At 69.0% G+C, this 17422-nt stretch carries 11 protein-coding genes and 1 tRNA gene; all 12 read left to right on the plus strand.

Annotated elements, in window-relative coordinates:
- Positions 1–33: 33 nt before the first annotated feature.
- The 12 genes from tmk (at position 34) to mads5 (ending at position 17331) form a co-directional block, all read left to right on the plus strand.
- Positions 34–3159: a dTMP kinase gene (tmk, locus tag KM933_RS22285; protein ID WP_221354891.1), complete on the plus strand. Its 3126-nt coding sequence runs from the start codon at positions 34–36 to the stop codon at positions 3157–3159.
- Between the two features lie 86 nt (positions 3160–3245).
- Complete coding sequence (locus KM933_RS22290; protein WP_221354893.1) at positions 3246–4451, plus strand: DNA polymerase III subunit delta'; 1206 nt, start codon at positions 3246–3248, stop codon at positions 4449–4451.
- 126 nt (positions 4452–4577) lie between these two features.
- Positions 4578–6173 (plus strand): alpha/beta hydrolase, encoded by a 1596-nt coding sequence (locus KM933_RS22295; RefSeq protein WP_221354895.1) that lies wholly within the window; start codon positions 4578–4580, stop codon positions 6171–6173.
- Between the two features lie 165 nt (positions 6174–6338).
- A tRNA-Thr gene (locus tag KM933_RS22300) sits at positions 6339–6412 on the plus strand.
- Between the two features lie 512 nt (positions 6413–6924).
- Positions 6925–7110, plus strand: coding sequence for a hypothetical protein (locus KM933_RS22305; RefSeq protein WP_221354897.1), 186 nt, complete (start codon positions 6925–6927; stop codon positions 7108–7110).
- Complete coding sequence (locus KM933_RS22310; protein ID WP_260333990.1) at positions 7107–8528, plus strand: HsdM family class I SAM-dependent methyltransferase; 1422 nt, start codon at positions 7107–7109, stop codon at positions 8526–8528. The genes KM933_RS22305 and KM933_RS22310 overlap by 4 nt, the downstream gene beginning before the upstream one ends.
- Position 8529: 1 nt before the next feature.
- Positions 8530–9795 carry a restriction endonuclease subunit S domain-containing protein gene (locus KM933_RS22315; protein ID WP_221354901.1) on the plus strand — a complete coding sequence of 422 codons (1266 nt, stop codon included), beginning with the start codon at positions 8530–8532 and terminating at the stop codon, positions 9793–9795.
- Positions 9792–11351: a type I restriction-modification system subunit M gene (locus KM933_RS22320; protein ID WP_221354903.1), complete on the plus strand. Its 1560-nt coding sequence runs from the start codon at positions 9792–9794 to the stop codon at positions 11349–11351. Before KM933_RS22315 ends, KM933_RS22320 begins: the two co-directional genes overlap by 4 nt.
- Positions 11352–11529: 178 nt before the next feature.
- Positions 11530–13794, plus strand: coding sequence for a methylation-associated defense system DNA methyltransferase MAD2 (mads2, locus tag KM933_RS22325; RefSeq protein WP_221354905.1), 2265 nt, complete (start codon positions 11530–11532; stop codon positions 13792–13794).
- Entirely contained in the window at positions 13791–15119 is a 1329-nt protein-coding gene (gene mads3, locus KM933_RS22330) for a methylation-associated defense system AAA family ATPase MAD3 (RefSeq protein ID WP_221354907.1), read from the plus strand. The genes mads2 and mads3 overlap by 4 nt, the downstream gene beginning before the upstream one ends.
- Positions 15116–15886 (plus strand): methylation-associated defense system protein MAD4, encoded by a 771-nt coding sequence (gene mads4, locus KM933_RS22335; RefSeq protein ID WP_221354909.1) that lies wholly within the window; start codon positions 15116–15118, stop codon positions 15884–15886. The genes mads3 and mads4 overlap by 4 nt, the downstream gene beginning before the upstream one ends.
- Complete coding sequence (mads5, locus tag KM933_RS22340; RefSeq protein WP_221354911.1) at positions 15883–17331, plus strand: methylation-associated defense system restriction endonuclease subunit S MAD5; 1449 nt, start codon at positions 15883–15885, stop codon at positions 17329–17331. Before mads4 ends, mads5 begins: the two co-directional genes overlap by 4 nt.
- The last annotated feature ends 91 nt before the right edge of the window (positions 17332–17422 follow it).

The following is a 17422-nucleotide window of genomic DNA, read 5'->3' on the forward strand; positions in this document are numbered from 1 at the left end:
CGGGTACTGGACGGCTGCGGATAGGCTGGCGCAATGACGCGAGCCGAGCAGCCAACGGCCCACCATCCGGTCCCTGACGACGCCCTGGTCGCGGATTCGCGGGAGCGAGCCGTCCGGGCGCTGTTGCGCGTACCGCAGCTGAGGCGGCTGTGGGGCGCCCAGCTGGTGGGGGGCGTCGGCGACGCGCTCGCCCTGTTCGTCCTGGTCCTGCTCGCCCTGCAGGCGGCGGTGTCCGACGGCTCCTTCGGCGGCGGCTACCGGGGGGTGGCCCTCGCCGTGGCGGCGGTCTTCGGGGCCCGCATCCTCGCGACGCTGCTCTTCGGGGCGGTGCTCCTCGGCCCGCTCACCTCGCTCACCGCCCAGGACGGTCCGCTCGACCGCCGCTGGACCATGGTCGGCGCGGACGGCGTCCGGGCCGTGCTGCTGATCATCGCGCCCCTGTGGATCGACTGGACACCCGAGAACGCGCTGGCCGTGCTCCTGGTGACGGCGTTCGTGATCGGGGTCGCCGAGCGCTTCTGGACGGTGTGCGGCGAGAGCGCGGCCCCCGCGCTGCTGCCCGCGCCGCCGCCGGAGGGCGCGACGGTACGGCCGCTGCCGGACCACCTGGACGCGCTGCGGCGCCTGACGCTGCGTACGGGGTTCGTCGCGGCGCCCCTCGCGGCGGTGACGCTCGTCCTCGCGGGCCTCGTCAACAACCTGCTGGGCGCCGGGGTCGCGTGGTTCGAGCAGCACCAGGCGGCGCTCGCCTCGTACGTCTGCGCCGGTCTGTTCGCCGCCTCCCTCTCCCTGCTCGTCCTCCTCGAACTGCCCGGCACGCGGACCCCCCGCGCGCGCTCGCCGCTCGAAGGGCTGCGCCGTCCCAGGACCGGCACCGGCATCGACAAGGGCCGTACCGGGGCGCTCCCGCTCCTGGTGCTCGCCTGTGCCGCCGTCGCGGGGGCCGTCGCGGCCGCCGTCGCCGTGGCCGTGCTGCACGCCAAGGACCTGGGCGGCGGCCCGGTGACGTACGGGCTGCTGGTGCTCGCGCTCACCGGGGGTGTCGTGATCGGCATCCGCGGCGCCGCCAGGCTGCTGCCGTCCCTGTCGCGCCGGCGCCTGCTCGCCCTGGCCATCGCCTTCACCGGGATCGCGCTGCTCGCCGCCGGGCTCGTCCCGGACGTCACGACCGTGCTGCTGATCGTCGGCCTCGCGGGCACGGGCGCGGGCGTCGCCGCCAACACCGGACACGCGCTCCTCGACCAGGAGGCCGAGGACTACCGCCGGTCGCGTACGACGGAACACCTGCACGCGGTCGTACGGGTCTTCGTGGCCCTGGGCGTCCTCGCGGCCCCGCTGGTGGCGGCCGCCATCGGACCGCACCGGCTGGAGAACGGCAAGTTCGTCTTCGCGCACGGGGGCGCGGCCTTCACCCTGATGCTGGTCGGCGCGCTCCTGCTGCCGGTCGCCGCACTGGTCCTCGCCAAGACCGACGACCGTTCCGGGGTGCCGCTGCGGCACGACCTGCGGGACGCGCTGCGGGGCGGCGACGACCCGGCGCAGACGCCCGCCGACGCCGGGTTCTTCATCGCCCTGGAGGGCGGCGACGGGGCCGGCAAGTCCACCCAGGCCGAGGCGCTCGCGGAGTGGATCCGCGCCAAGGGCCACGAGGTCGTGGTGACACGTGAACCGGGCGCCACCCCCGTGGGCAAGCGGCTGCGCTCGATCCTGCTCGACGTGTCGTCCGCCGGGCTCTCGCACCGCGCGGAGGCGCTGCTGTACGCCGCCGACCGCGCCGAGCACGTGGACACCGTGGTGCGGCCCGCCCTCGAACGGGGCGCGATCGTGATCTCCGACCGGTACATCGACTCCTCGGTGGCCTACCAGGGGGCGGGCCGCGACCTGTCCCCGACCGAGGTCTCCCGCATCAACCGGTGGGCCACGCACGGGCTCGTACCGCATCTGACCGTGCTGCTGGACGTGGCGCCGGAGACCGCGCGCGAGCGGTTCACGGAGGCGCCGGACCGGCTGGAGTCGGAGCCCGCCGAGTTCCACGCGCGCGTGCGGTCCGGTTTCCTGACGCTCGCCGCCGCCGATCCCGGCCGCTACCTGGTCGTGGACGCCGGGCAGGAGCCCGAGGCCGTCACGACCGTGATCCGGCACCGGCTCGACATGGTGCTGCCGCTCTCCGAGGCCGAGATCAAGGCCAAGGAGGAGGCCCGCAGGGCGGCCGAGGAAGAAGCGCGCCGGCGGGCCGAGGAGGAGGCCGCCCGCAAGGCCGAGGAGGAGCGGCTGGAGCGCGAGCGCCAGGAGCAGCTCGCCCGGCTGCGCGCGGAGGAGGAAGAGCGCAAGCGGCTCGAACTGGAGGAGGCCCAGCGGCGCGAGGCCGAGCGGCAGGCCGAGGAGGCCCGGCAGCGCGCCGAGGCCGCACGCGTGCGTGCCGAGCAGGAACAGGCGCGGCAGCTCGCGGAGGAGAAGGCGCGCGCGGCCGAGGAGGAGCGCCGGCGCAAACAGGCCGAGGAGGAGGCGCGGCTGCGGGCCGAGGCCGAGGAACGGCGCCTGGAGAAGCAGCGGAAGGCAGAGGAGGCGCTGATCCGGGCGGAGGAGGCGCGCAGGGTCGCGGCGGAGGCGGCAGCCGCCGCGGCGGAGGCCGCCGCGACGGCCAGGGCGGCTGCGGCTTCCGGTTCCGGTTCCGTTGGGGCTGGTTCCGGCCGGCAGGCGGACGGTCTGGGCGACGAGAGCACGGTGCAGACGCCCTTGGTGACACCTCCGAGCGCGCCCGCCGACCCGGCCGACGAGACGGCCGTGCTGCCCGCGGTGGAGCGTGGCCCGGCGGCCGACGAGACGGCCGTGCTGCCTCCGGTCCGGCCGGAGCCCGACCCGGAGGAGACGGCGGTCCTTCCGCCGGTACGGGACGCCCGCGGCGGACGGCCGGCGGACGGTCCGGCGGACCGGGTGCCGCCCGGGAACTTCGACGGGGAACGGCCGGGAACCGGCGCCTCCGACGGCGCCACCCGTGAACTGCCCCAGGTCGACGAGCAGGGCAGGCCCCGGCGGCGTCCCCGTTCGGACTGGGCGGAGGAGACCCCGCTGGACGATCTGCCGACGCTGGCGGACGAACTGCTGGGCCCGCGCGAGGACGACGAGCGGGACGGGGGGCGCGGCCGCCGGCGCCCCTGACGGCGAGGTCCTCGGACCCCGCTGTCGGTCCCCTCCCGCACAATGGGACGCGACAGGGCACAGGTGCGACGGAAGGGCGGCACCCCATGACCGTATGGGACGACCTGGTGGGCCAGGAGAAGGTGGGCGAGCAGCTCGCGGCCGCCGCGCGGGACGCCGACGCCCTGGTCACCGCGGTCGCGACCGACGCTCCGCCGCCCGACGCCTCGAAGATGACGCACGCCTGGCTCTTCACGGGGCCGCCGGGATCGGGCCGTTCCACCACGGCCCGCGCCTTCGCGGCGGCCCTCCAGTGCACGAGTCCCGACCGCGCCCTGGGCGGGATCCCCGGCTGCGGATTCTGCGACGGCTGCCACACGAGCCTGATCGGCACGCACGCGGACGTGCAGATCATCCGCACCGACCTGCTCTCCATCGGCGTGAAGGAGACCCGCGACCTGGTCCGCCGCGCCCAGCTGTCCCCGGCGGTCGGCCGCTGGCAGGTCATCGTCCTGGAGGACGCCGACCGTCTCACCGAGGGCGCGGGCAACGTACTGCTGAAGGCCGTCGAGGAGCCCGCACCCCGTACGGTCTGGCTCCTGTGCGCGCCCTCCCTGGAGGACGTGCTGCCGACGATCCGCTCCCGGTGCCGCCACCTCACGCTCCGGACGCCCCCGGTGGCCGCGGTCGCCGACGTCCTCGTACGCCGCGACGGCATCGAGCCGGACGTCGCGGCCGCCGTGGCCCGTGCCACGCAGGGCCACATCGGGCGCGCCCGCCGTCTCGCCACGGACGAGCGGGCCCGCGCGCGCCGCGCCGCCGTCCTCAAGCTGCCGCTCCGGATCGAGGACGTGGGCGGCTGTCTCAAGGCGGCCCAGGAGCTGGTCGACGCGGCCTCCGAGGACGCCAGGCAGGTCGCCGAGGAGACCGACGGCAAGGAGACCGAGGACATGAAGACGGCCCTCGGCGCGGCGCAGGGCGGCCGGATGCCACGTGGCACCGCGGGCGTGATGAAGGAGCTGGAGGACAAGCAGAAGCGCCGCAAGACGCGTACGCAGCGCGACAGCCTGGACCTCGCCCTGATCGACCTGACGACCTTCTACCGGGATGTGCTCGCGCTGCAGTTCGGCACGGATCTGGCCCTCTCCAACACGGAGATGCAGGACACCCTGGACCGGCTGGCCCGCGGTTCGTCGCCCGAGACCACCCTGCGCCGGATGGAGGCGATCGCCGCCTGCCGCGAGGCCCTGGACCGGAACGTGGCACCGCTGCTGGCGGTGGAGGCCATGACGATGGCGCTGCGGGCGGGATGACGTGCGGGCGGGATGACGTGCGGTAGGGACGACGCGCGGCAGGGAGAGGGGTTGACGCCGTCACTCGTACGAGGCACACCTGCGACCCTGTGTCATTGCTCCGTCGCACAGGGTTACGCTGGCTCGATGGACATCAGGCGCCGGCCCGGGTCGTCCCGGGCCCACCGATCCCTCCGCGCGTACGGCACCGCGTTCGCCGCCGTCGCCGGACTCCTCGTCCCCGCCTGCTCCACGGGGAGTTCGACGAGTTCCGTGAGCCCGGCCGGATCGGTGGCGCTGCGCGCGCTGCCCGCGGCCACTCCGTCCGCACTGGCCCCCTACTACGCGCAGCGGCCGAACTGGCGGGCGTGCGGTGTCCCCGGCTTCGAGTGCGCCACGCTGAAGGCCCCGCTCGACTACGCCGAGCCGGGCGGGGGCGACCTCCGGCTGGCCGTGGCCCGCAAGAAGGCGACAGGTCCGGGCGGGCGGCTCGGTTCGCTGCTGGTCAACCCGGGCGGGCCGGGCGGCTCCGCGGTCGACTACCTCCAGGCGTACGCCGGGATCGGCTACCCGGCGAAGGTGCGCGCCCGCTACGACATGGTGGCGGTGGACCCACGGGGCGTGGCGCGCAGCGAGCCCGTGAAATGCCTCGACGGGCGACGGATGGACAGGTACACGCGGACGGACACGACCCCGGACGACGCGCGCGAGAAGGGCGAGCTGGTCGAGGCGTTCAAAAGGTTCGCGGAATCCTGCGGCAAGCGCTCGGCGAAGCTGCTGCGTCATGTGTCCACGGTCGAGGCGGCCCGGGACATGGACCTCGTGCGGGCCGCGCTGGGCGACGACAGGCTGACGTACGTGGGCGCGTCGTACGGCACGTTCCTCGGGGCGACCTACGCGGGTCTGTACCCGGAGCGCGTCGGCCGGCTGGTCCTGGACGGCGCGATGGACCCGTCCCTGCCCGCGCGCAGAATGAACCGGGACCAGACGGCCGGCTTCGAGACGGCCTTCCGGTCCTTCGCGAAGGACTGCGTGAGCAAGCCCGACTGCCCGCTGGGCGGCAAGGGCACGACGCCGGAACGGGTCGGCAGGAACCTGAAGGCGTTCTTCCGGGAACTGGACTCCGCTCCCGTCGGCACGGGCGACGCGGACGGCCGCAAGCTGGGCGAGGCGCTGGCCACGACGGGCGTCATCGCCGCGATGTACGACGAGGGGGCCTGGCCGCGACTGCGCGAGGCCCTTACCACGGCCGTGCGGGACAAGGACGGCGCGGGTCTGCTGGCGCTGTCGGACAGCTACTACGAGCGGGGCGCGGACGGCCGGTACGCGAACCTGATGTCCGCCAACGCGGCGGTCAACTGCCTCGACCTCCCCGCCGCCTTCGGCTCCCCGGAGGAAGTCGAGCAGGGCATCGCCGACTTCGAGAAGGCATCCCCGGTCTTCGGCGAGGGCCTCGCCTGGGCCTCCCTGGGCTGCGCCTACTGGCCGGTGGGCCCGACCGGTGAGCCGCGCCGCATCGAGGCGAAGGGCTCCGCGCCGATCGTCGTGGTCGGCACGACCCGGGACCCCGCCACCCCGTACCGCTGGGCCCGGTCCCTCGCCGCCCAGCTCTCCTCCGGAACGCTCCTCACCTACGACGGCGACGGCCACACGGCCTACGGGCGCGGCAGCGCGTGCATCGACGAGGCGATCAACCGCTACCTCCTCGAAGGCATCCCACCGAAGAACGGAAAGCGCTGCTGAGCGACCGCCCGCCCTGCCGCCGCCCCGCTGTCGCCTTGCCGCCGCCACGCTGCCGACGGGCCGCCGGGAGGCATGCCGGGGGTGCCTCCGGGGCCGGTACGGAGCACCCCCGGAAACTGTGTAGACTTGCTGACGTTGCCGATCGCACCATAGTTCCGGCGACGCGCCGCCTTAGCTCAGATGGCCAGAGCAACGCACTCGTAATGCGTAGGTCTCGGGTTCGAATCCCGAAGGCGGCTCTGTGGAAGCCCCAGGACTCACTCGCCGTGACCTGGGGCTTTTGCTTTGGGTGGATGAGGCGTCGTGGGGAAGCTTGAGCGCGAGGCTGTAGTCGGTCTCAGCTCTGGTTTCACTCGCGGTTTCGGACAGAGCGTGAAGCACGTGTCCATCCGGCGCATAGTGTTTTTGAGGGATGTGCCCTTCCCGTCGTGCGCCACAGCGTCTGACTGATCCGCGTGCGCTGCGGGGTCTTCATGATCCTGAGCATGCCGATCCTCGCTTCATCGAGGATCATGCCGCGACGCAGTGGTTCCCCTCATGCAGACGGCGGCCGTCCAGCCGTGTGCAGGGCGTTGTGTTTTTACATGTCATCAGTGGTTGTTCGCACCCCGGAGGCCCTGATCAGGATCTTGGACAGAAAAACCCAAATCGCATGCTGCATGAGTGTGTCGTCCTCGCTGGTTAGGTTCAGGGAGTCGGGAGCAAGGTCGGATGCTCCGTCACATTCAGTACTGTGGAGAGGAGTTGCACCATGCAGTACAAGGCACTGCTGTTCGTGTTGGTCGTCCAGGCTTCGGTGATCGTAGGGTTGCTGGCCGGGATCCTTCAGTTCGCCGAGGTGGGACAGCTGGTGGGCGCGGTTAGGAGCGGCGGGGCGGCATTCGGTGGCGCCATGGTTCTTGGCATGGCGAGCATCACCTGGCTGTGGACGTCATGACGGCGGGAGCCGAGACCGTCGACCCCCTCGCATTCAGGGGGGTGTGGCGCGCGATCGACGCGTTGTGCGAGGTGGTTGCTTCGGAGGACGCGTATCAGGCCGCGTTTCAGGTGAGCTGGCTGCGTTCCGCGGGCGGAGGGCTCTGGTCGGTCCTGAACAGGCACGGCGGATCTGCGGTACAGGCGCTGAGCGCGGCCTGGGCGCGCGGACAGCTGGACAGTCGTTTCTCGTTGGGGGTGCGTGGCTCGATCGGAGCTGTCGGACTGTTCCCGGAAGCGGACCGACGGCTGGCCGCGTTGATCACCGAGGTGGACGGTGCCGGACCGGCGGGCGGTCTGTTCGACGCCTGCCTCGACCGGTACTCGGCCAAGCTCGGCGAGGGCGGGGACTATTTCACACCTCGGGACATGGCCCGGCTGATGGCGGGGCTGGCCGGACCACGGGCCGGTGAACGTGTACTGGACCCGGTCTGCGGATCGGGAAGACTTCTTGTGGAGGCCGTCCAGTGGGCTCGGCGCCGGAAGCCGGGGGAGGGCGTGCCGCTTCTGTACGGCAGGGACAGCAGTACCGGAGCACGCCGGGTGGCAGCGATGAATTTGGTGCTCAACTCACTGCAAGGAGATCTTGGTGCCGGGTCCGTCGACAGCCTGCGGGGCGGATCCATTGGGTTGGCCGCTGATGTCGTACTTGCCAATCCGCCTTTCAGGATGTCCGGCTGGGGACATGACGAGCTTGTCGGAGATCCTCGCTGGAGCTTCGGCCAGCCGCCCAGGAGCAGCGCGAATTTTGCCTGGGTGCAGCACATCCTGAGCGAACTCGCACCGCGAGGGCGTGCCGTAGTCCTACTGGCGAGCGGTGCCGGGAAGAGCACTCGGGGTGACGAGAGGCAGATCCGACAGCGCATGGTGGAAAGCGATGTGCTCGCAGGTGTCGTGGCCCTCCCCGCCGGCTTGTTTCCGCACACCCGGTTCGGCGCAAGTCTGTGGCTTCTGAGCAAGGACAAGACCGCGCACACCGGCTGGGGAAGGAAATCCCGGCTCGGCGAAGTCCTCTTCATGGACGCGCGCAGGCTGGCCACGCGTGCGGGCCGCTCCCGACGACACCTGGCGGACGGGGAGGTCACGCGGATCTGCCGGCTCTTCGAGGCTTGGCGCGGCGCCGACGACGCCGGAGCCGGCGCGATGTCCGACGACCTCATGGGAGAGGTGAGCTGGTGCCGGTCGGTGCGTCACGAGGTGATCGAGGCGGCCGGGTACGACCTGACACCCGGGAGGTATGCCGGTCCGTCGCCCGCGGCCACCGACATCTCACCCGGTCACGAGGTCGCCGGGCAGAGTCCCAAGGAGGAGCTTTACCGGTGTTTCGGAGAAGTCGCGCGCATCGACGAGCGACTCCGGTCCGTGCTGAGGGGGACGTGAGGTGTACGAGAGCAAGGACGAGGGGGATCGCACACCGGAAGAGGCCGATCTCGCGGCACCGGTCTGGGAGAGCCGTCCCCTGGGCCACCTCCCCGGTGTCGCATCGGTGACGTACGGCATCGTCAAGCCCGGCCCGCACCGGCCCGCGGGAGTGCCCCTGCTCCAGGCAGGAAACATCGGGGGCGGTGTGGTGGACCGGATCCCCTCCAAGATGATCGACGAAGCTGTGCACCGCAGCCACCCGCGGACCTCGCTCGTCATGGGCGACCTCGTCGTCGTTCTGGTGGGCCGGATCGGAGATGCCGCGATCGTCGACGCGGCGCAGCAAGGGTGGAACACCGCCCGGTCGGTCGGTGTCGTCCGCTGCACCGAAGCGGGGCAGCGGTACGGCATCAACACATGGCTCAAGTGGTGGTTGAGGACACCGGAGGTACGCGCTCGGCACTTGGAGGGTACGGCGGGGGCCGAGCACTCCACGCTGCCTGTCACCATGCTCGCGGGACTTCCCGTGCCGCTGCCTCCGCTCGACCTCCGCATGCGGCTTCTCCGCACGATGTCCCTGGTCGAGCGACGCATGGAGTTGAACACCCGGATCGCCGCGTCCGCCATGGAACTCGCGGACGCGCACTTCGCGGGCTACGTGGAGAGGAACCCGGCGGGAAACAAGGATGCGACAGGGCCGGCCGCGGCGATCGCCGACCTGGCGGAGGTGGTCGGTGGGACGCGGCGGCCCGATGGGACGCGGCGGTCCGACGCGGTCGAAGGTGGTGTCCCCGCGGCATGGGCGACGCCCACCGACGTCTTCCGGCACAAGCTCGCCTACTTCGACCGAGCCGATCAGAACGTTGTAACGCCTCCTCACACGGTGTGCGCTCCGGGAACGATCCTGGTCGCACCGAGGCCCGGCGGAGTGGAAACGGTCGTGTCCCGGATTCCCCTGGTTCCCGCACGTGGACTGCTCGCGCTCCGTATCGCACGCGAGGCGGACCGGGTATGGCTGCTGCACGAGCTGCGGTCCCGGAGCAAGGAACTCGTCTCCACGGCGCAAGGGCAGCAAGCGCGTGAAATGAGCCTGAGGGCGTTCTCCCGCTTCACCGTGTCCTGGCCGGACTCCTCCGGGGTGCGTGAACCGTTCGCCCGTATCGCGATGCCGCTCCACGAGCGGGCGGACGCGGCACTTGAGGAGAACCGGGTGCTTGAGTTGCTGATCACGACGGAATTGACGGACTTGATGAAAGTGGCCGAGCGGTCGAAGGACAAGAGGTGAAGCCGGTGCCGTCGCAGGGGAGAAGACTCCTGGAGGTCAAGGAACTGATCTGGAAGGCCGCTGACAGACTGCGCGGAGACATGGACGCGGCCGAGTACCGCTATGTCGTCCTCGGGCTTCTCTATCTCCGTTGTCTGTCCGCTATGTTCGAGGACGCACGCCGTCGGCTCGGCGAGAATTTCGTGGACGATCCGTACGTGTGCGAGGGCGACGGTCTGCGCTGGGTGCCGGAGGCTGCCCGCTGGGACTGGCTGTCCGAGAGGATGGGGGAGCCCGGATGCCCTGCCGGTGAGGTGCTCGACGAGGCGCTGCGCGCTGTGTCGCGGAGCAACCGGGATCTCCGCAAGGTCTTTCCGGACGGCCTCGGGCTGACCGGCCGTGTGGAGGACCGGCGCGTCCTGGAACTGTTCGCATTGTTCGGTGACGGACGCATCGTCGGACATGGGGACCGCCCACCGCAGGACGGCGCGGGGGAGTCGTACGAGTACTTCCTGCGTTCCCTGGACGAGTTCGCCCGCATTGAAGGGAAACGGGGCGCAGAGTTCCACACCCCGGGCAGCGTGGCGAAGCTCCTGGTCGAGATTCTGGAGCCGTACGAAGGACGGGTGTACGACCCGTGCTGCGGTGCGGGTGGGCTGCTGGTCCAGGCTCAGCGGTTCGTTGTGACGCACAAGGGGCGTGAACACGCCGAGGACCTCGATATCTACGGACAGGAGATCAATCAGCGCAGCTGGCAGTTGGCGAAGATGAACCTGGATCTTCACGGGACGGTGTTGTCCGGTCTGGACGATCATTGGGCCGACACCTTCGCCGAGGACCGGTGGCCAGGCCTTGAAGCGGACTTCGTCATGGCAGTCCCGCCCTTCAACATGAGTGACTGGGCGCACCGGGAACATGATCTGCGCTGGCGGTACGGGGTGCCCCCGGCCAGGAACGCCAACTTCGCCTGGTTGCAGCACGTGGTGTCCAAGCTGAACGACCGGGGCAGTGCCGGCGTGGTGCTGGCGAACGGCTCCCTGTCGTCCAAACAGTTGGGGGAGGACCGTATCCGCGCCGCCATGGTGGAGGACGACCTGGTCGCCTGTGTGATCGCACTGCCCGACCGCCTTTTCCGGTCCGCTGGGATTCCCGCGTGCGTCTGGTTCCTGACCAAGGACAAATCGGCGCGGCATACGGGGGACCTGGCCGACCGGCGTGGTGAAGTGCTGTTCCTGGACGCTCGCGGCATGGGGCAGATGATCGGCCGCGCGGAACGTGTACTGACGGAGGCGGATCTCCAGGACATCGCCGGCACGTATCGGGCCTGGCGGGGGACAGGGACCTCGGAGGAATACCGGGACGTGCCTGGCTTCTGCCGCTCCGTGACCCGTGACGAGATCCGCGAACACCGGCACATTCTCAATCCGGGCCGCTACGTGGGCTCGGCGGACAACGCTGAGGAGCGGGGGGAAAGCTCCGCTCAAGGCCGCGTCGACGAGCTGACCCGCGAGTTCCTCGAACTCCTGGAGGAAGCAGAACGAATGGAAAGGGAAATGAGGGGACATTTGGGTGCATGACTGTCCGGCTGTCCCGCCTTTCGAGGCCGGCCCAGTCGTGTCGGTCGGCTGTGTCAGGCGGCTGTGTCGGTCGGCTGCGCTCCCGAGGTCCTCGCCGGGTGTGCGGCCGGCCGTGGGTCCGTCCCCTGCTCACTCCGCGACAACTCGCGCGCACCACGCCGTAAGGTGGGTCAGCGCAATGGGCGGGCCCGTCACGGAGTACGGGTCGGGCGTGGTGGAACTCGGGACGGAGCAGACGGCGGATATGGCGGACGAGCAGTTGGGCCTTGGATTTCCCCTGCCGGAGGAGCCCAAGAAGCAGTCCGGCGGAGCTGTACCGCCGCGCCCGCTCGGGGACGACGAGACGATCGACTACATCACCGGCCGCGACATTCTCAGAATGACTGAGGCCGAGAAGGTCCGGCAGCACATCGCCCGGGTTCTCGTGCACCAGTACGGAATCAGTCCGGACGACATGATGCGCGACTACGTGATCGAGATTCCAGCGGCCGAGGGTAATCGTAAAAGCCGCAAGAAGGTCAGCATCGCGGTTTTCGAGCCCGGGAAGCCGCACCGCCCGGAGCATCTCCGGCGGATCGTCATCACCAAGCCGCGCCCCAAAACCGGCCGTACGGTCACCAAGATTCGTACGCATGAGCAGGCGACGAACGACATCGACGAGCTTCAGTCGCTGATGACCGTGGCGGGACCGCAGTGTCACCTGGGTCTGTGGACCGATGACATCGACCTCTACTTCGTGGAGCGTCTCAGGAAGGACGACGAGGGCCGGGAGCTGCGGTTCGAGGACCGTTTCCGGCCTCTGCCGAACTGGCCGCGCGGGGACGACACGGCGTTCGACGCCGCCCGTGACGCGTCCTCGCTGGCGGAGATCCGGCGAGCGGACAAGTACATGCTCCGCTTCGCCTTCCGGCGCTGTCACAACTACATCCACGGCAACGAGGGACTACCCAAGGACGCGGCGTTCTGGCAGTTCCTCTACGTCCTGTTTGCGAAGATCTACGACGAACGCATGGTCCGTGAAGAGGGCAAGGACCCGCGCTTCCGCATCGAGATCAAGGACCTGGTCAGGACCGAGACCACGGCCGGCGGCGCCAGGCGCAGGGCGGGCAGTCCCGAGGTGGCGGCCCGGGTCAAAGCACTCTTCGACGAGGTCAAGGAGTTCTACAAGAAGCAGGGACTCTTCGACCAGCGTGACGAGCTGACTCTGTCCGTACCCGCGCTCACCTTCATCGTCGGCGAGCTGGCGCCGTACGACCTGGGTACGACCGACATCGACGCCAAGGGCGTGGCGTACCAGGAACTCGTAGGGGACAACCTGCGCGGTGACCGCGGCCAGTACTTCACGCCCAACGAGGCGGTGAAGCTCGTCGTCGACATTCTCGATCCGCAGGCGCACGAGACGGTTTTCGATCCCTGCTGCGGTACCGGCGGCTTCCTGCGCGAAACCCTGAATCACCTGCTGCGCAAGTGGCAGAAGAAAGAGAACGGCACCTTCACCAGCGCCCAGGATCTCGTCCGGCAGATGGCCGACTACCGTCGGCGGCTGGCCGCCTACGCGGAGGAGCACCTTTTCGGGGCCGACTTCGACCCCTTCCTGCGCCGGGCCACCATGATGAGTCTGATGACGCTCACGGACACGGCGGGGCATGCCTTTCAGATGGATTCGCTGGCATTCCCCGATGGCCATCTGCCGGGCAACGACGAGGCGTACGGTTTCCCACAGATAAGGCTGGGCGCGGTGGACGTCCTGATGACGAATCCGCCGTTCGGCTCCGACATCCCCGTGTCCGAGGACATGATCCTCAAGACTTTCCGCGACCGTGGTGGCGATTTCGGCGTCGCCTACAACTGGACGAAGAACCGCGAGGGAGAGCTGACCCGGGAGAAGCCCGCGACCGCGGTCTCCCCCGAGAGGCTGTTCGTGCAGCGTGCCGTGGAGTGGGTCAGACCCGGAGGGCGGATCGGCATCGTCCTTCCGAACGGCATCCTCTCCAACCCGGGCCCCGCCGACGAAGCGGTACGCCGTTTCATCCTGGACCAGTGCTGGGTCCTGGCCAGTGTGGAGCTCCCCGTCGAGACCTTCATCGCCGAAGCCAACGTCAACATCCTCACCACTCTTCTCTTCCTGCGCCGCAAGACCAGGCAGGAGCGGCAGGAGGAGATGGAGTACGGGAATGTCGACTACCCGGTGTTCATGGCGGTCGCGGAGAAGGTCGGCGTCGACCGGCGGGGCAACAAGGTCTTTGTGCGCACTCCGGACGGTGAGGTGGTGACCGAGGAAGAGGTGGAGCGCGAGATCCTGCGGATCGGCGGTGTCGAGGTGCCGCGGGAGATCCGGCGCAGGGTGCAGAAGATCGACAACGACCTGCCGAAGATCGCCGAGGCCTACCACGAGTTCGAGGCGGAGCACCGCCACGAGTTCCCCTGGAACACCAGCGCATGATCACCCGTATCGAGGCGTACAACTACCGCTGCTTCGAGAACCTCGCCGTCGATCTGTCCGGCTTCCATGTGCTGGCCGGGGCCAACGGCTCGGGCAAGAGCACGCTGCTCGACATCCCGGTCCTGCTCGGCGAGCTGATGCGCGCCGAGCGGATCGAGGACGCCTTCCTCCAGCCATCGCCCAGGACCGGCCGGCCGCCGCGCGCCCAGTCCCTGGCCGAGCCCGCGCACCGCGGTCGCGAGGGGGGCTTCGGCTTCGCCCTGGAGGCCCGGCTTCCCCACGAGGTCACCGAGATCATCGCCGAAGCCACCCGGAACCCGCGCTTCCCTCTTCCCACGCATCTGCGGTACGAGCTCCACCTCGCGCCGCTCGACCACGGCCGCGGCATCGCGATCGCCGGGGAGTACCTGGTGCTGTTCGCCGAGGATCGTCCGGTACGTCCGGTGCCGGGGGACCGGGCCTTCGAGGACCCGGACGAGAAGAAGGCCACCGGGCGGGGCGGCAGCCATCGGGTTCGGTGGGTCTGGGAGGAGGAGTGGCGGCCGGTGATCGCCCGCACCGGCGGTCCGGTGGCGCGCTTCACCTCGGAGGTCGGCGGTCAGCCCCCGCTGAGCTGGCAGAGCCCGCAGAGCCGGCTCGCGCTGGACACGGTTCCGTATGACGTGGCGCAGTTCCCGGCCGCCCTGTGGTTCCGTGGTCTGCTGCGCGAGGGCACGCTCGCCTACTCCCCCGACTGGGCCGCGCTCCGCCAGGCCGCCCAGCCCGCCGGCCGTACGCCCCAGCTCGACACCGGCGGCCGTAACACGCCCTGGCTGGCACTGCGCCTCCAGCGCGAGGACAAGGAGCTGTACGACGCCTGGGTGGATCTCGTCAGGATCGCGCTGCCGCAGATCGAGGAGATCGACGTCGTCGAGCGGGAGGACGACCTCCACGCGTACTTCCGTGTGACCTACGCGGGCGGCCACCAGGTCACCTCCTCCGGTCTGTCCGACGGCACCCTGCGGGTGTTCGCCCTGACACTGCTCGCCTTCGCGCCCGACCCGCCGGGCCTCCTGGTCACCGAGGAACCGGAGAACGGCATCTATCCGCAGGCCATCGAGATCGTCATGCAGGCCCTGCAGGCCGTACGGGACAGCCAGGTGCTCGTGGCCACGCAGTCACCACTGGTCCTGGCCAACGTCGAACTCTCCGACGTCCTTGCCACCCGCGTCGACCCCGACACGGGCGCGGTCACCGTCGTACGCGGCGACCGACACCCACGGCTGGCCGACTGGCGCGGTGACCTCGACCTGGGAACGCTCTTCGCCACGGGGGTTTTCGAATGAGCAAGGCCGCGGCGCGACGAGCCGTGCGGGGGAACGGGCCCGCTGGCCGGGTTCCCCGGCAGGCGACCGATCCCGTCGATGACACCGGCAAGCGGGACCTCGTCTTCCTTGTCGCCGACCAGGGCATGAAAGCCATGATCGGAGGGTTCCTGGGCAGGGGGGACTTCGGCCACAAACTGGGCTGCGCGTCGTTCGACTTCGACAGCAGGCGGGACATCAAGCTCGCGCCCCATCATGATTCGGAACTGCCGCTGCGGTCGGGCGCGCTGCTCCAGCCCTGGCGGGGCGAGTACCGGCGCGCGATCGTGGTCCTGGACCACGCGTACGAGAATCCGCTGCCCGTCGACGAGATCCACAAGCGGATCAGTGTCCAACTGGAGGACGTCTGGCCGCAGTTCACGGCTGTCGTCATCGAGCCGGAGCTGGAGAACTGGTTCTGGTCGGACCACGTCGAGATCATCAAGAAGGCCCTCGTGTGGCGGCCGAAGAACGGCGACGACCGTACGCCGCGTCAGGTACTGGAGGAAGCCGGGCTGTGGGATCCGGGCAAGTCCAAGCCCGACGATCCGAAGGCGGCGGTCGAGTACCTGCACAGGAAGAAGTACATCGGTGACATGAGCAACGGCATCTTCCGGCGCTTCGCGGAAACGGTCCCGTCCGTACGCCGCTGCACGGACACGTCGTTCCAGCACCTGATGGCAACGCTGGCGGACTGGTTCCCGGCGGAGAAGACGACGGCATACACGAAGACGGAGTACGCGCAGTGAAGATCGCGGCCAAGGGCAACCCGGTGCGGCTCAACTGGTTGCGGGAGCAGGGGCTGCGGATGGACGCGGCGCCGTATCTTTCGGGGGCGTTCGAGGCGCGGAAACTGTTGGAGCGGTTGTCGGTTCGCAAGGAGCCGCTGGGCGAGCTGACCGAAGGGCACAACGGAGGAATCTTCAATGGGCCTCAGTTCCGTCGGGTCTACGTGCTCGACCCTAAGCACGGCGTGCCGTTCCTCGGCAGCAGAGACATGTTGAGGAGTGACTTTACGGATCTGCCCTTGCTGAAGAAGTCCGATGCCATGTCGGGGAAGTTGTCCTACCTCCGAGTGCAGCCTGGAATGACTCTGATCTCGTGTTCCGGGTTTTATGCCGGTCGAAGGTCGTACGTACGCCCGGACATGGCTGACTGCTGGTCCTCACAGGATGTCCTCAAGGTCAATCCTGATCCGGAAAAAATCAAATCCGGGTATCTGTACGCCTTTCTGGCCAGCCGGTTCGGTGAAGCCCTGGTTAAGGGTTCGGTTTACGGATCAGCCATCAAGCATATTGAGCCGCACCACATCATGGGATTGCCGGTCCCGCGCTTTGATCCGGCAACGGAGCAAGAAATCCACGACCTGGTGGAGGAGGCGGCTGCACTACGGACCGAATTTCAGAAGGGGTCGGTTGAGGCGACCGAGGATCTGTTCAAGACGGCGGGGCTTGAGGAACTTATTGACCTGCGGTGGCACGACGGCCGGGCCAGGAATCTTGGCTTCGAGCAGCGAGGGCTGACGGCTACGACGTTGCGAGCACTTAATTTTGAACCCAGAGCCGAGCGGGTATTGAAGCGGTTGCGTGACGTAGAGCATGTGACGCTTGGTGAAATTTGCAAGGGTGGGCAGTTCAGTCGGGGCTTGCGTTTCATGCGCGTGGACGGCCCTGAAGATCCTCGATACAGCTACCAGTTGGTGGGGCAGCGGCAGGCGTTCTGGCTACGTCCAGTAGGACGTTGGATTAGCAAAGCTAAGACGTCACCCGAAGTGCTGGCGAAGGACGAGACTATCCTCGTCGCCGCCCAAGGGACGTTGGGCGAGAACGAGGTGTTTTGCCGTCCGAGCTTCGCTACTGGGGCATGGTTGTCGTACGCGTATTCGGAGCACTTCCTCCGCATTCGCAGCGGTAATCCTGATATCTCTGGTGCCTACCTTTTTGCTTTCCTCCGGTCCGAGGCTGTGTTCCGTGTCTTGCGTTCCATGTCTACTGGTGGGAAGCAGCAGGACATCCATGAGGAGTTGCGTGCTCAGATTCCAGTCCCTATCCTCACCGCGCCTGACCGGGAACGCATCGCGGAAACGATCCGTACCGCCTATCGGAAGCGTGATGAAGCGGACCTGAAGGAAGATAAGGCTTTGGAACTGTTGGGACAGGCCGTATTGAGGCACAGTGCGACCAAGCGAGGTTGAGGCGGGCGGCTTACGGACACGGGAGCATCGTTCCTTATGACCTCAGGGAACAGGCCGGATGGGCCGATTCCCCGTTCCATAGCCGATCAGG

The sequence above is a fragment of the Streptomyces beigongshangae genome (assembly GCF_019710745.1).
In the GTDB taxonomy this organism is placed as follows: domain Bacteria; phylum Actinomycetota; class Actinomycetes; order Streptomycetales; family Streptomycetaceae; genus Streptomyces; species Streptomyces beigongshangae.

Bases quoted from the DNA above. Each gene is read 5' to 3' on its own strand.
- tmk (WP_221354891.1), top strand. From the start codon at position 34: ATGACGCGAGCCGAGCAGCCAACGGCCCACCATCCGGTCCCTGACGAC.
- KM933_RS22290 (WP_221354893.1), top strand. From the start codon at position 3,246: ATGACCGTATGGGACGACCTGGTGGGCCAGGAGAAGGTGGGCGAGCAG.
- KM933_RS22295 (WP_221354895.1), top strand. From the start codon at position 4,578: ATGGACATCAGGCGCCGGCCCGGGTCGTCCCGGGCCCACCGATCCCTC.
- KM933_RS22305 (WP_221354897.1), top strand. From the start codon at position 6,925: ATGCAGTACAAGGCACTGCTGTTCGTGTTGGTCGTCCAGGCTTCGGTG.
- KM933_RS22310 (WP_260333990.1), top strand. From the start codon at position 7,107: ATGACGGCGGGAGCCGAGACCGTCGACCCCCTCGCATTCAGGGGGGTG.
- mads2 (WP_221354905.1), top strand. From the start codon at position 11,530: ATGGGCGGGCCCGTCACGGAGTACGGGTCGGGCGTGGTGGAACTCGGG.
- mads3 (WP_221354907.1), top strand. From the start codon at position 13,791: ATGATCACCCGTATCGAGGCGTACAACTACCGCTGCTTCGAGAACCTC.
- mads4 (WP_221354909.1), top strand. From the start codon at position 15,116: ATGAGCAAGGCCGCGGCGCGACGAGCCGTGCGGGGGAACGGGCCCGCT.